Source organism: Marimonas lutisalis, from assembly GCF_005434965.1.
GTDB classification, from domain to species: domain Bacteria; phylum Pseudomonadota; class Alphaproteobacteria; order Rhodobacterales; family Rhodobacteraceae; genus Marimonas_A; species Marimonas_A lutisalis.
In genome coordinates, this window is record NZ_SKCI01000003.1 from 229,934 (window position 1) to 244,978 (window position 15,045).

The 15,045-nt window shown below is 65.9% G+C and carries 10 protein-coding genes; 5 read left to right on the top strand and 5 right to left on the bottom strand.

What is annotated here, in order from left to right; all coding sequences use genetic code 11:
• Positions 1-14 precede the first annotated feature (14 nt).
• A complete protein-coding gene (locus tag E0501_RS14295) occupies positions 15-1,355 on the bottom strand; it encodes a PQQ-like beta-propeller repeat protein (protein ID WP_235857864.1) in 1,341 nt (446 codons plus the stop codon).
• Positions 1,356-1,384: 29 nt separating this feature from the next.
• Complete coding sequence (locus E0501_RS14300; RefSeq protein WP_137702060.1) at positions 1,385-2,077, bottom strand: tetratricopeptide repeat protein; 693 nt, start codon at positions 2,075-2,077, stop codon at positions 1,385-1,387.
• A gap of 257 nt (positions 2,078-2,334) precedes the next feature.
• Here E0501_RS14300 and E0501_RS14305 point away from each other — a divergent pair, with 257 nt between their 5' ends.
• The 5 genes from E0501_RS14305 (at position 2,335) to E0501_RS14325 (ending at position 10,661) form a co-directional block, all read left to right on the top strand.
• Positions 2,335-3,612, top strand: coding sequence for an efflux RND transporter periplasmic adaptor subunit (locus E0501_RS14305; RefSeq protein WP_137702061.1), 1,278 nt, complete (start codon positions 2,335-2,337; stop codon positions 3,610-3,612).
• Entirely contained in the window at positions 3,609-7,568 is a 3,960-nt protein-coding gene (locus E0501_RS14310; RefSeq protein ID WP_137702062.1) for an efflux RND transporter permease subunit, read from the top strand. The genes E0501_RS14305 and E0501_RS14310 overlap by 4 nt, the downstream gene beginning before the upstream one ends.
• A 107-nt stretch (positions 7,569-7,675) precedes the next feature.
• Positions 7,676-8,503, top strand: a complete 828-nt coding sequence (locus E0501_RS14315) for a TauD/TfdA dioxygenase family protein (RefSeq protein ID WP_137702063.1) — start codon at positions 7,676-7,678, stop codon at positions 8,501-8,503.
• 17 nt (positions 8,504-8,520) lie between these two features.
• A complete protein-coding gene (locus E0501_RS14320; RefSeq protein WP_137702064.1) occupies positions 8,521-9,348 on the top strand; it encodes a TauD/TfdA dioxygenase family protein in 828 nt (275 codons plus the stop codon).
• Positions 9,349-9,623: 275 nt separating this feature from the next.
• Positions 9,624-10,661, top strand: a complete 1,038-nt coding sequence (locus tag E0501_RS14325; RefSeq protein WP_137702065.1) for a sodium:calcium antiporter — start codon at positions 9,624-9,626, stop codon at positions 10,659-10,661.
• Positions 10,662-10,764: 103 nt separating this feature from the next.
• Here E0501_RS14325 and E0501_RS14330 read toward each other — a convergent pair whose 3' ends face one another.
• The 3 genes from E0501_RS14330 to E0501_RS14340 form a co-directional block, all read right to left on the bottom strand.
• On the bottom strand, positions 10,765-12,588 hold the full coding sequence (locus E0501_RS14330) for an ABCB family ABC transporter ATP-binding protein/permease (protein ID WP_137702066.1): 1,824 nt from the start codon (positions 12,586-12,588) through the stop codon (positions 10,765-10,767).
• Positions 12,589-12,671: 83 nt separating this feature from the next.
• Complete coding sequence (locus E0501_RS14335; RefSeq protein WP_137702067.1) at positions 12,672-13,736, bottom strand: DUF2855 family protein; 1,065 nt, start codon at positions 13,734-13,736, stop codon at positions 12,672-12,674.
• 95 nt (positions 13,737-13,831) lie between these two features.
• Positions 13,832-15,043, bottom strand: a complete 1,212-nt coding sequence (locus E0501_RS14340) for a LysM peptidoglycan-binding domain-containing protein (protein ID WP_137702068.1) — start codon at positions 15,041-15,043, stop codon at positions 13,832-13,834.
• Positions 15,044-15,045 lie beyond the last annotated feature (2 nt).

The window sequence follows — 15,045 nt, forward strand, 5'->3', positions numbered from 1 at the left end:
ACACCAAGCGTTGTTCAACGGAAAGCGTAAAGCTCACCATTGCGCGAGACGACATACATCACGCCGCCTGCGAAAACCGGGTTCGACGTGGCCCCGCCCGGGATCTCCGCCGTCGCGGTCAGATCGCCCGAAACCGGGTCGAACGCCCGGATCAGGCCGTCGCCACTGGCCACGATCAGGCGGCCACCGGCCAGAACCGGACCGTAATGCAGGAAGATCTCTTTCTGCCGCCGCGGGCGATTCTTGACGAAGAAGGGCAGCTCCTTGCCCCAGATGCGGCTGCCATCCTCGGCGTTCAGCCGCACCAGCTCGTTCTGGTCCGACACGAGGAACACGGACCCACCGGCAACCCAGACCGGGTTGAGCGGGCCTTCCTCGGCGGTCCACAGGCGCTCGCCCGTGCCCGCGTTCAGCGCGATCAGGCGGCCGGAATGGCTGCCCACGTAGACCGTGTTGCCGACAATGACCGGATCGCCGGTAATGTCCGTTACCCGCGACCGCGTGATGCCGCTGCGCCGCCCCGAAATCACCGAATCCCACAACCGCAACCCGCCGCCGCGGAACGCCGCCTGCACCTCGCCCGAGCCGAAGGCGAAAATCGCAACCCGCTCGTTCACCGCCGGGGCCGGGCCGCCCATCACGTTATGCGCGCTCGGCGTGGAGTCGAGCTGCCAGTTGATCCGCCCGGTCTTGGCGTCGATCGCCCAGGCCGTGGTATCACCCGCAACCAGGTAAACGACCCCGTTCAGAAATGTCGGCGTGCCCGATCCCGTGGCCTGCAGTTTCTGCTGCCACAGCTGCTGGCCCGTCGCCGCGTCCAACGCCGTCAGAAGGCCGAAGCTCGAAGACACGAACACCGCGCCGTCGCCATAGGCCAGACCGCCCCCCGACGCATCCTTTGGCGCATCTCGCGGCGGCACCAGGTCGGCCGTCCATACGGTTTCGCCGTTTGTGGCGGTCGCCGTGACCCGCGCCTCGGCGTCCAGCGTGTAGATACGTCCACCGGCCACGACCGGGTCGGCGGTGACGCGCTTGCGCCGCGAATCCCCCTGGCCGATCGGCGCGCGCCACATCATCTGCATCGCACCGCCAAAGGCGGGGTGGCTCACCCGCGTTGCCGGCGTGCCGGGCCGCTGGGTCCAGTTGGCATTGCTCTGCACCGCCGGCAGTTGCACCGCCACGCTGCGGTCTTCCACCACTGCCTCGGGCATATCGGCCAGTTCATCGCTCAGAACGGCGCGCAGGTTTTCGCGCTTGCCGGGCAGGATTTCCTCGCGCTCGCCGCAGGCCGCCAGCACCAATGCGCCGGCAAGGCCCATCACCCAACCGCTTTTCCTGAAAATGTCTGCCCTCATCATGGCCCCACCTATCTTGCGTACCGGCGTTACCCGCCGTTCGTGGCCGCGTCTGCCGCCGTTGCCGCGCCTGTCTCGGGCTCGGCCCCCAATGCCACCATCAACTGTGTTGCGCGCCGACGCAAGCCCGCTGTCGCCCCCGCATCCGATGCGATCATCTTCAGACGCTCCAGCGCGGCTTCGGTGTCGCCGGTCTCGATATCGATCAGCGCCAGCTGCTCCTCGGCCATCAGCCGCAGCCGCGAATTCGGCCCGATCAGCGACTCGTAGCCCTGCCGCCGCTCTTCGACCGACAGGCCCCCGGCCTGAACCGCCAGCTTCTTGAAGAGCGCGATCTGCCGGTAGATCAGCGGCAGATCGGCATTCGCCTCGATCGCCGCAAGAGCCTGCGCCGCGGCGTCGAACTCGCCCGCGTTCACCTGCTCGCCCGCTGCCAGCAGCGCGGCCACGGCCTGCGCCCCGGCATTTTCCGGCGCCAGCGCGGTCAATGCCTCGGCGCGCTTCAGCGGATCGTCATTGCGCAGCGCCGCGATCATCGCGTCGCCGGTCTCTTGCGCGGCGCGCGTGGCCTGCGCTTTGCGGTACTCGTTAAAGGCCGCACCCCCGACCAGGACAAGCACCGCCAGAACGGCAATCCAGCCATAGCGCTTCATCAGCCGGAACAACCTGTCGCGCCGGACCTCTTCGGTCACCTCGTCAATGAAACTGTCGGTGTCGCTCACGCATCCGCCCCTTCGTACTTTTGCCCCCTCTTACCGCAGCCTCCCGGCCCTGCCAAGGCCGCTCTGGATGTCGCGGTCTCGCGCAATCGTGTGCTTGCACCGGCCCGGCCGCATGGCTAAACTGAACCGGACAGTTCAGTTTTGGCGATTCAGGTCTATTTCCCGCCCCGAATGCAGCTTGCAAAGGGTTCACAACGGGGCTGGATTTGCCTATCTGGTCGGGCATCGGCCCGCCAACCGCGTGAAAGGCATGTGACATGCGACTATTCCCGCTCCTCACCGCGGTTCTGGTGACGGCGTTTCTCTATCTTCTCATCATCGAACGCGACACGCTTTTCGCCTTCGCGCGCGGCGAAGAAACCGCCACCGCTACGACAGCCGTCGAACCGGCCGCACCCGCCACGCCAGAGACGGCAACCGGCACCGTCGGCGTGGTTGCCATCCACTCCACCGCCCAGGTGATCGACAGCGCCGTCATCCTGCGCGGCCAGACCGAGGCCGCCCGCCAGGTCGATGTGCGCGCCGAAACCTCCGGCCTGGTCATCTCCGATCCCCTGCGCAAGGGCGCCTATGTCGATCAGGGCGATGTGCTCTGCCGGCTCGATTCCGGCACCCGCGACGCGTCGCTGGCCGAAACGCGCGCCCGCCTGGCCGAGGCACATGCCCGCATGCCCGAGGCCGAGGCCAGCATCCCGACAGCCGAGGCCCAGCTCGAAACAGCCCGCGCCCAGCTCGAAGAGGCGCGCATCAACGACAACGCCGCGCGCAAACTGGCCGAGGGCGGCTATGCGTCGGAAACGCGGGTCGCCGCGGCGCAGGCCGCCATCCGCGCCGCCGAGGCGTCGGTGAAGTCGGCCGAGGCCGGGCTGAAATCAGCGCAATCGGGCGTGCTCAACGTCCGCGCCGCCATCCAGTCGGCCGAGGCCGCGGTGGCCGCGGCGGAAAAGGAAATCTCCCGGCTCGAGCTTCACGCCCCCTTCGAGGGCCTGCTCGAATCCGACACCGCCGAACTCGGCTCGCTGATGCAGCCCGGCGGGCTCTGCGCCACCGTGATACAGCTCGATCCGATCAAAGTCGTGGGCTTCGTGCCCGAAACCGAGGTTGACCGCGTGAACATCGGCGCCCCGGCAGGCGCGCGCCTGACCAATGGCGAAGAACTCATCGGCCGCGTCACCTTCCTGTCGCGCTCGGCCGACCCGCTCACCCGCACCTTCCGGGTCGAGCTCGAGGTGCCCAATCACGGCCTGCAGATTCGCGACGGCCAGACCGCCGAAATCGCCATCGCCTCAGACGGGGCGGCGGCCCACCTGGTGCCGCAATCCGCCCTCACGCTGAACGATGACGGTATTCTGGGCGTGCGCGTCGTGAGCGAGGACAGCCATGCGCTGTTCCAGCCGGTCACGCTGCTGCGTGACACCGCCCAGGGCGTGTGGATCACCGGGCTGGACGATCAGGCCGACGTGATCGTCATCGGCCAGGAATACGTGGTCGACGGGGTGCCGGTCCGGGCCAGTTATCAGCAGGCCGAACAATGACCGGGCTGGTCGACTGGGCCGCCTCCCGCGCGCGGATGGTGTTGGCCTTCATCGCGCTCTCCATCCTGGCGGGCGCCTATTCCTACTTCGCCCTGCCGAAAGAGGGCGAACCCGACATCCAGATCCCAGGCCTCTTCGTCTCGGTCCCCTTCCCCGGCATCTCGGCCGCCGACAGCGAAACCCTTCTCGTCAAGGTGATGGAGACCGAGCTCGCCGATATCGACGGGCTCGAAGCGATGACCGCCACCGCGGCGGAAAACTACGCCGGCATCTTTCTCGAATTCGAATTCGGCTGGGACAAGTCCTCGACCATGGCGGATGTCCGCGAGGCGATGAACACGGCCGAGGGCAAATTCCCCGAAGGTTACGAGAAATATTCGATCAACGAGATCAACTTTTCCGAATTCCCGGTCCTGATCGTCAATCTCACCGGCGCGGTGCCGGAACGCACGATGAACCGCATCGCCAAGGATCTGCAGGACCGGCTCGAAAGCCTCGATGCCGTGCTCGAAGCCGGCATCGCCGGCAACCGCGACGAGATGCTCGAGGTGGTGATCGACCCGCTCAAGCTCGAATCCTACAATGTCACCGCGGGCGAACTGATCCGCGTGGTGCAGAACAACAACCAGCTGATCGCGGCGGGCGAAGTCGAAACCGAAACCGGCGCCTTCTCGGTCAAGATCCCGTCCAGCTTCGACGAACCGCAGGATGTCTATTCGCTGCCGGTCAAGACCAATGGCGACAGGGTGATCACCCTGGGCGATCTGGCAGATATCCGCCTCACCTTCGAGGATCGCGCCTCGACGGCGCGCTTCAACGGCGAAAACACCGTCGCCCTGCAGGTGGTCAAACGCAAGGGCTTCAACCTTCTCGACATGGCCGTCGAGGTGAAAGCCACGGTGGCCAAAGCGGCCGAAAACTGGCCACCCGAGTTGCGCTCGGCGGTCACCGTGGGCACATCGAACGATCAGTCCCGCGTCGTGGGCTCGATGATCAGCCAGCTCGAAGGCTCGGTGCTGACCGCCATCGCATTGGTCATGATCGTGGTTCTGGGCGCGCTCGGCGTTCGCCCGGCATTGCTGGTAGGCTTTGCCATTCCCACGTCGTTCCTGCTGTGTTTCGCGCTTCTGGCGGTGATGGACGTGGCGGTCTCGAACATCGTGATGTTCGGCCTGATCCTCGCCGTCGGCATGCTGGTCGACGGCGCCATCGTCGTGGTGGAATATGCCGACAAGCGGATCCAGGACGGCACCGGCCCGATGCACGCCTATGTCGAGGCCGCCAAGCGGATGTTCTGGCCCGTGGTCAGCTCCACCGCCACCACGCTCTGCGCCTTTCTTCCCATGCTGTTCTGGCCCGGCGTGCCGGGGCAGTTCATGGGCATGCTGCCGGTCACGCTGATCTTCGTGCTTTCGGCCTCGTTGATCGTGGCGCTCATCTACCTGCCGGTGATGGGCGGCGTCACCGGCCGCGTCAGCCGCAAGTTCACCCGCTCCTCGGACTGGCTGCGCCGCCGCACGCCCTGGGTCGTGCGTGCCCTGCTCGTGCCGCCCTCGCTCTACATGATCTTCTTCGGCGCCATGCAGGTGCTGAACCCCGATTACCTCTTCCGCCCGCTCACCGGCGGGCCTTCTCCGTTCTCGGGTTTCATGGCCTATGTGCCGGGCATCGCGATTTTCCTGGCCGGCGCCGTGGCCAGCTCGATCACCGTCTCGGCAGCCAAGATCATCCGCCGCAAACCGCCCGTGGCCGGCCGCCGCCACCGCACGCTCTTCGGCTGGTTCACCAGGCTGATCGCCGGCAACCCGATCATGCCGCTCGTCACCATCGGCGCGGTCATCTTCCTCGTCGCCAATGTCTTTTCCTATTACGGCGAACACAACAATGGCGTGGATTTCTTCGTCGACAGCGAACCGGAACAGGCCATCGTCTATGTCCGCGCCCGCGGCAACCTCTCGATCCAGCAGAAGGACGCGCTGGTGCGCCAGGCCGAACAGGTCGTCCTCGCGCATCCCGGCGTCGAAAACGCCTTTGCCTTCGCCGGCGAAGGTGGCTTGAACAACAACACCGGCGGCGCCCAGCCCCCAAAGGACACGATCGGCCAGGTCCAGCTCGAAACCATCCCGTGGGAGGCGCGCCCCGCCTATGCCGCCACCCATGACGACATCACACTGGCCCAGCTTGACGGCGACGTGGTGATCGCCGACCTCACCCGCCAGCTTGAACAGATCCCCGGCATCAAGGTCGAAATCCTGGCCCAGGCCCGTGGCCCCGCCTCGGCCAAGCCCGTGCACCTGCGGCTCAAGGGCGACAACTGGGAAAACCTGCTCGCAGCCACCGAAATCGCCCGCGCCCGCTTCGATGAAACCCCGGCGCTGGAACTGATCGAAGATACGCTGCCCCTGCCCGGCATCGACTGGCAGATCGACGTCGATGTCGAAAAGGCCGGCCGCTTTGGCGCCGACGTTGCCACCGTCGGCGGCATGGTTCAGCTCGTCACCCGCGGCATCCTGCTCGATACCATGCGCGTCGAAAGCTCGGACGAGGAAATCGAGATCCGCGTCCGCCTGCCGGAAAACGACCGCGTGCTTTCCACCCTCGACACGCTCAAGGTGCGCACCCAGGACGGCCTCGTGCCGCTGTCGAACTTCATCACCCGCAAACCCGTCGCCAAGCTGGCCGAGATCAACCGCACCGACCAGACCCGCTATTTCGACGTCAAGGCGGGCGTGAAAAAGGGGTTCTTCCGGATCGAGGCGACAACCGGCGGCGCGACACTCGGCACCGCGCAGTTCCTTGACCCTGCCAAACCCGTCCCCGCCTCGGCCGTCACCATGACCGACACCGATGGCGATGATCGCCCCGCGATCGTCACCCCGGCCGAAGATCAAACCATCGACGATTTGCTTGGCAGCGATTACAACCTGGTCCCCGTCAACGACAACGAACGTATCGCCACGCTCACCGAATGGCTCGAAACCGCGCCCTTCCCCGCTGGGGTGGAATGGGAATGGACCGGCGACCAGGACGACCAGAAAGAAAGCCAGTCCTTCCTCATGTCGGCCTTTGCCGGCGCGCTGGCGCTGATGTTCATCATCCTGCTGGCGCAGTTCAACAGCTTCTACAACTCGGTCCTGGTGCTGCTTGCCGTGGTGCTGTCCACCACCGGCGTTCTGATCGGTATGCTGGTCATGGATCAGAGCTTTTCGGTCATCATGACCGGCGTCGGTATCGTGGCCCTCGCAGGCATCGTCGTGAACAACAACATCGTTCTGATCGACACCTACCAGGATTACGCCGGCTACATGCCCCGGATCGAGGCGATCATCCGCACCGCCGAAGATCGCATCCGCCCCGTCTTCCTGACCACGATCACCACCATGGCCGGTCTCACGCCGATGATGTTCGGCCTGTCGCTCGACTTCTGGAATGGCGGCTACTCGATCGACAGCCCCACCTCGCTTTGGTGGAAACAGCTGGCCACCGCCGTGGTCTTCGGCCTGGGCGTCGCCACGCTGCTCACGCTGGTGTTCACGCCGTCGATGCTGGCACTTCGGGTCTGGCTCTCGACCTATGCCGGCTGGATCGCACGCGGGTTGAAGGCGCTCAGCCTCGGCCGCGCCTCGGCGGCTGCGCAGGATTTCGCCCTGCGCCGCGCTGCCCGCCGCTACAAGGCGCCCGAATTGCTCTGGCCCGAGGATTTCGACGAAGCCCTCGCCGATTTCGAGGAATCACATGACGGCACCGCCGAACCCGGGCCGGAAGACGTGAAAGGCGTCTTCGCCCGCCTGGGCAAGCTGCCCGCCCCCGAAGGCGAAGACGAAAACGCCGGGACCGAGACCACGACCGAAGACATGCCGCCCGTGGCCGATGACGATGTCGCCGACGATGCAGCCGAAAGCGACGATACCAAGGAAAAGCCCAAGGGCGATGACACGGTGCGCGCGGCGGAATAATCCCGCTTGCCCGTCCCGGCGCGACTAAACCTCCGATTGCGAAATGCCGCAATCTGCTCTACCCCCTTTACCCGGCCCCGGACCGGGCCGGCAAATGGGGGGCAACCATGCAGATCAGACAAATCACCGGCGTCTTCGGCGCCGAGATCACCGGCGCCGACATCACCGATCCGGCACAGGTCGAGGACATCCACCGAGCTTTCGCCGATCACTCGGTCATCGCACTACGCGCGCAACGCGCCGATCCCGCCAGCCTTGTGGCGTTCGCCCGCCGCTTCGGCGACATCAACATCAACCGGTTCGTCGCCGCCCTGCCCGACCATCCCGAGATCGCCATGATCCAGAAAGCCCCCGACCAGCGCGAGGCGATCGGCGAGATCTGGCACGCCGAACACACCTACGATACCGCCCCCGCCGCCGCCTCAATCCTCCACGCGGTCAATCTGCCGCCGGTGGGCGGCGACACCGTCTTCATCTCGATGGGCGCGGCCTATGACGCGCTTTCCGAACGCTTCAAACACATGCTCTCGGGCCTCAACGCCTGGCACAGCTCGCGCCACGCCTTCGGCGCGTCGAAAAGCGACAGCGAAACCCAGCGCTCGGGCCGCACCGGCAATGCCGAGGCCGCCACCCAGGACGCGCTCCACCCGGTGGTCATCCGCCACCCGCTCACCGGGCGCAGAACGCTCTTCATCAACCCGCGCTTCACCACGCATATCGACGGGTTCAGCCGGGCCGAATCCGACGCGCTCCTTGGCTTTCTCTACGCCCATTGCCAGCAACCCGAATTCCAGCTTAGGCTGGGATGGAGCCCCGGCGACATCACCATCTGGGACAACCGCGCCACGCTGCACAAGGCGATCAACGACTATCACGGCCACGCCCGCATGATGCACCGGATCACGATCGAAGGCGTGCCGCTTCAGGCCGCCTGACCAGCGGGGGGACAACCATGGACATCAAACGCCTCACAGGCCTTTTCGGCGCCGAGATCTTCGGCGCGGATATCCGCGATCCGAACCAGTTCGATGACATCCGCCAGGCCTTTGTCGATCATTCGGTCATCACCCTGCGTGGCCAGACCATCACCCCCGAGGATCACCTGGCCTTCGCCCGCCGCTTCGGCGCCATCAACATCAACCGTTTCTTTGCACCGCTCAACAGCCACCCCGAGATCTCGCTGGTGGTGAAAGAGGCCGACCAGACCGGCGCCGTGGGCGAGGAATGGCACACCGATCATGCCTATGACACCGAACCGGCAACCGGGTCCATCCTTCACGCTATCGACATCCCGCCCCATGGCGGCGATACGATCTTCGCCTCGACCACCGCCGCCTATGATGCGCTGTCCGAACCGTTCAAACGCATGCTCGAAGGCCTCCACGCCTGGCACAGTTCACGCCACGTCTTCGGCGCCGACGTGGCCGACACCGACAGCGCCAGGACCGGCCGCATCGGCAACGCGCACCTGGCCACGCAGGACGTGCTGCACCCGGTCGTCATCCGCCACCCGCTTTCGGGGCGCAAGTCGCTCTTCGTCAATCCCCAGTTCACCACGCGGATCGAGGGCCTCTCGCCCATCGAGTCCCGCCACATCCTCGGCGCGATCTACGAGCATTGCCAGAAACCAGAATTCCAGGCCCGCGTGCGCTGGCAGCCTGGTGATGTGACCATGTGGGACAACCGCGCCACCTGGCACAAGGCGATCAACGACTACCAGGGATACCGCCGCGAAATGCACCGCATCACTGTCGAAGGCTGCGCTCTGGTTGCGGCCTGACCAACCGGCAGGGCTGTGACGCGGACGACGCGGTCATTCAATTCACGGCCTGCGAAGGCGTTGTCGTTCAGCCACTTCGATTTCCTGCGACGCGACAGCCGCTGCTGCCAATTCCACACCGGGCACGAGGACCGCAGCCTTCCACCACCGTCGGCCATGCCGCTCGCCATTGCCCGGCTATTACGGTGGATCCCCGGCATGTTCTATCCGCCACCTGCACGGTGATGGTTGCGAAATGATTTGCAACGGACGCCCGAAGGTGGCGTTCTGGGAGCATGTTCGACGACCTTTCCCTTCCTGTCCTACTGTTGATTGGCAGTTCCGCGGCGCTGGTCATTCTGCTTGTTGGCCTCCGCATGACCGGACTCGCGGATCGGATCGCCGACCGCACGGGCCTCGGCGAGGCGGTGGTGGGGGGCGTGCTTCTTGGCGCTGCGACTTCGTTCTCGGGCACCGTCGTGTCATTCACGGCGGCACTTGACGGGCGCGCTTCGCTCGCCTTCTCGAACGGAATAGGCGGTATCGCTGCACAGACAGCATTCCTCGCCATCGCCGACATCGTATATCGCCGCGCCAATCTCGAACACGCGGCGGCAGAGCTTGCGAACGTTTTCCAGTGCGGCGTGCTTCTCTTGCTTCTCGTGATCCCGGCGGCGGCCTTCACCGCTCCGGAAATCGCGATCTGGGGCGTCCACCCGGCGTCTTTCGTGCTGCCCATCGTCTATGCCTACGGCGTCATCGCAACGGCACGCCTGCGCGAAAAGCCGATGTGGCAGCCCGTCGAGACCGATGAGACCCGCGCCGATGAACCCGAGGATGGCGACACGCCGGGCAATCCGGCGCGCCGGCTCATCTTTGGGTTTATGCTGCTCATGGTGTTTCTCGGCTCGGCGGGCTGGGTCATCAGTCAGGTTGGCGCACAGCTTGTCGACAGGTTAGGGCTCTCGGCCTCGCTCGTCGGCGCGCTCGTCACCGCCGTTATCACCTCCCTGCCCGAACTCGTCACGACCATCGCCGCCGTAAGGCGGGGCGCGCTTCAGCTCGCCGTTGGCGGGATCATCGGCGGCAACACTTTCGACACGCTCTTTCTCACGATCTCAGATGTCGGCTATCGCGGCGGGTCGATATACCATGCGGTGGGCTCGCAGGATCTCTTCTGGCTGGCGACGGGGATGCTGATGACGGCGATCCTCATGCTGGGGCTCATCTTCCGAGAGAAGAAGGGACCCGGAAGCATCGGCTTCGAAAGCCTCGCGCTTCTTTGCATCTATGTCCTCGCCATCGCGATCCAGGTGTATTCGGGAAGGACCTGATCCAGCCGTCCAGGGCGCGGTGACGATCCGACCAAACGACCGGAGGCACGCAACCCTCCTGTCAGAAATGTCTGCCTCGCGCTTTACCCGCGCTTCTTGCCCGTCACGCCGCCTCTTCGCGCTCCGCCGCCTGGCGCTGCCACAGGCTCCAGTAGCGGCCCTGCCGCGCCAGCAGGTCCTCGTGGCTACCTTCCTCCACGATCTCGCCGGCTTCCAGCACAATGATCCGGTCGGCATCGGCGATCGTGCTCAGCCGGTGGGCGATGGTGATCACCGTGCGCCCTTCGCCCGCACGTTTCAGCGCGCCCTGGATCTCCTGCTCGGTCTCGGTATCCAGCGCGCTCGTCGCCTCATCGAGAAGCAGGATCGGCGGGTTCTTCAACAGCGTCCGGGCAATGCCCACGCGCTGCTTTTCCCCGCCCGAGAGTTTCAGCCCCCGCTCGCCCACGGCCGTGTCATAGCCCTGCGGCAGGCTCTGGATGAAGTCGTGGATCTGCGCCGCCTTTGCCGCCGCCACGATCTCCTCTTCGCTGGCCCCGTCGCGGCCATAGGCGATGTTGTAGCGGATCGTGTCGTTGAACAGCACCGTATCCTGCGGCACCACGCCAATCGCGTCATGCAGGCTCTGCTGGGTCACGTCGCGCACGTCCTGCCCGTCGATGGTCAGCGCGCCGCCCTGCACGTCGTAGAACCGGAACAAGAGCCGCCCGATGGTCGACTTGCCGCTACCCGACGGGCCCACGATGGCCACGCTCTGACCCGCCGGCACCTCCAGGCTCACGCCCTTCAGGATCGGCCGCTCGGGCTCATAGCCGAACCGCACATCCTCCAGCCGCACGGTGCCGCCCCCGACCTTCAGCGCGGGCGCGCCGGGCTTGTCGGCCACCTCGGGCGGCTGCTCCAGCAGGTCGAACATCTCGCCCATGTCCACCAGCGCCTGGCGGATTTCGCGGTAAACCGTGCCCAGGAAATTCAGCGGCATGGTGATCTGGATCATGTAGGCGTTGACCATCACGAAATCGCCCACCGTCAGGTGCCCGTTCTGCACGCCGATGGCCGCCATCACCATCACCCCGACCAATCCGCCGGTGATCAGAAACGCCTGGCCGAAATTCAGGAAGGCCAGCGAATAGGCGGTTTTCAGGGCCGCGCGCGCATAGGCCGCCATCGCGCTGTCATAGCGCGCGGCCTCGCGCGCCTCGGCGCCGAAATACTTGACGGTTTCGAAATTCAGCAGGCTGTCGATCGCCTTCTGGTTGGCATCGGTGTCCTGGTCGTTCATCTCGCGGCGCAGCTTCACCCGCCATTCCGTCACCTTGAAGGTGAACCAGACATAAAGCGCGATGGTCACCGCCACCACGGCCAGATACCAGGCGTCGAACAGGAAAAACAGGATCCCCGCGATCATCAGCAATTCCAGCACCAGCGGCCCGATCGAAAACAGCAGGAAGCGCAGCAGGAACTCTACGCCCTTCACACCACGCTCGATGATCCGGCTAAGGCCCCCCGTCTTGCGCGTGATGTGATAGCGCATCGACAGCCTGTGAATATGCTCGAACGTCTCCAGCGCCAGCGCCCGCAGCGCCCGCTGGCCCACGGCGGCAAAGATCGCATCGCGCAGCTGCTGGAACCCGTTGGCCATCAGCCGCGCCATGCCATAGGCCAGCGTCAGCCCCACCGCCCCCAGCATCAGGTCGGACGCACCCGCATCGCTCAGGCTGTCGACCGCGTATTTGTACAGGATCGGCGTGAACACGGCGACCAGCTTCGACGCCACCAGCGCCATCATCGCCAGCACCACCCGCCGCTTCACCCACGCATGCTCTTTCGGCCACAAATAGGGCGCCACCCGGCGGATCGTGCGCATCCCCGAGATCTGGTCGTTGTTCAGGTTGGCATTGGTGTAAACGCGGCGGCCACGGCGCATCGGCGGATCCCTTCGAACTCAAGGCCCCAGAAATAGGCCGCTTCGCCGGGGATTGCCAGTGCCTGCGCCGTTACGTTTCCTCGTCACAGCTCAAAGACATGCCCGTCACGCGGATCGGCCCGCCCCTCGGCCAAGGCGCGATAGACATCCGGCGCCGCCGCCAGTCCCTGGTGCACCCGCAGGTCCAGCCAAGCCTCGGCATCCGCCGCGATGCGTTTCCAGCCTTCGGTGATACGCGCTTCGATCACCCCGGGGCCCCATTCCTCGCGCCGCTTGGCAATCTGCGCGGGCGCGAAAAAGAACTGCGGCTTCGGCCCCGGCAGGTCCTTGGGCGGCGCGAACTTGTCCCAGTGGCTTGTGCCCACCGCCGCCGAGTGTTTCAGCGCGTCACCCAGGTGCCGGTGCAGCGCCGCCTTCACCCCGGCATGGCCCGCCATGTCCACGTAAACCGATGGCACCTGCGCGATCCGGTCGATCTCTTCATAGCTCAGCACATGGTCACAGGCACCCAGCGCTTCGACAAAGGCGCGATTACCCGCCCCGGTCAGCCCGACAATGGTCCAGTCGCGCCCTTCCGGTTCGGCCAGGAACTTGCACAGCCCCAGGCCGGTCTTCGATGATGCGCTGCCGATGATGATCTGGCTTGCCCCGAACATCCCGTTGTCGACCAGCCAGTCAAAGAGCAGGTAGGACGTGGCCAGAAGCGGCTGCAACAGCGCGCGCATGTGATCGTCGCGCGCCGCCCCCTCGCGCACCATCGTGTAGCGGTTGTAGACAGCCGGCAGGTCGGCCCGGTGCGCCGCGGCATCCACCACCACGCCCGGCGCCTCGGCCTCGGGCCGGATCACCAGTTCCTCGGCCATGGGATAGAAGCCGTAGAGCCGCGCGCCTTCCTCCAGCGCGTCCGAGCGGCTCTCACTCACCCGCGCCACGCCCCAGACCGGCACGATGCCCTGCCCGTCGATCCCGCTGGGAAAGAACTTCCAGTAACCGATCACGTGGCCCGTGGCCGCATAGGTCACGTTGTTCGCGGTCAGCGCGAAACTCTCCAGCCGCAACCGCGCCTCACCCTCCTGCAGGTCCGGCACCGGGGCGTCGTCGGCCGCCACAAGTGTAATATCGGATTGATCGACAAGAATGCGCTGCATGCCCGGCCTCCCTTTGCTGGTCGGCCCAGTATGTCACAGCGCCGCGCCCGCGCCAGTATGGCGCTTGCATGACGTCCCGTCGCCTGACGGGCAGATCAGTCTTGCGGAATGTCGAACACCTGGCCCGGATAGATCAGGTCAGGGTTGCGGATGCGGTCCTTGTTGGCCTCAAACAGCCGCACGTAAAGCGTGCCCTCGCCATATCTCTCGCGCGCGATGGCCCAGAGCGTGTTGCCCGGCTGCACGGTGATCGCCGTCACCTCGCCCGCCTCGGCCACCACCTGCTGATCCTCGCGCTTGAACGGCGTCTCGACCCGGCTCACCACTGCGCCCTCTTCGTCGATCTCGTCCACCCGCAGGGTATAAACACCGGTATCCACGTCCGGCAGATCGGTGCGCCAGTTGCCGTCCTCGGCAATCCGCGACGTGGTGATCGGCGTGTTGTCCAGGTAGACCCGCACAAAGCGGCTGCCCTGCCCGCGTCCCGCGATCTGCACCTCGCCCTCGTCGGAATAGGAAATCGTGTCCACTGCCACGGCGCTCATCACCTCCGGCGCGGCCTCGCGCGGCGCGGGCGGTTGCACCACCCGCACGCCTTCCTGGCTGGTCATCATGACAACGGTTTGCGATTGCGCCACGGGGGCCGTCGGAGCCTTGGGTTCGGACGGAGTTTCCGACGCGGCCATCTCAACCTTGGGTTCCTCTGCAGCCCCCTCCTGGGCCGTGGTCTCCGCTGCCGCAGGCTCACTCTCGCCCGCCGTCGGTTCCTCGGCGGTCACAGCCTCGGCCACCGCCACCCGCACCGGCGCCAGGATCGCCTCTTCCGCCGATGTCAGCGGCTCGGCCCCCTCCACAGGCATTACCAGCCGCATCACCCGGGCCATCTCGGCCGGGGGAAGCTGAAGGAAACTTGCGAAATTGCCATCCGATCCCGTCGTCACCCGGGCCAGTTCTTCGCCATCCAGCTCGATCACGATCTCTGCCCCGGGCTCCCCGCGCCCGGCCACCATCGTGCTGCCATCCGGCTCGACCCGGACAAGGTCGAATGCGGGGCGGCGTGGCGCATCCGCCTCGGTGGCGGGCTCCGGCGCGGGCTCTGGCACGGGCTCCGGCTCTGGCGCGGGCGTCACCGCCGCGCTCTGCTGACTGGGCGCCGCCTCGGGCACCACCGCCACAGGCTGCGGCTCCTCAACCGGTTCCGGCGTGAAGACGCCGGCAAAATAGGCCCCTGCCCCGGCGATCACCACCGCCGCGACTCCCGCCAGTGTCAGGCCCTGTACGCCCGTCAAACCAGCCAGTTTGCTCATGT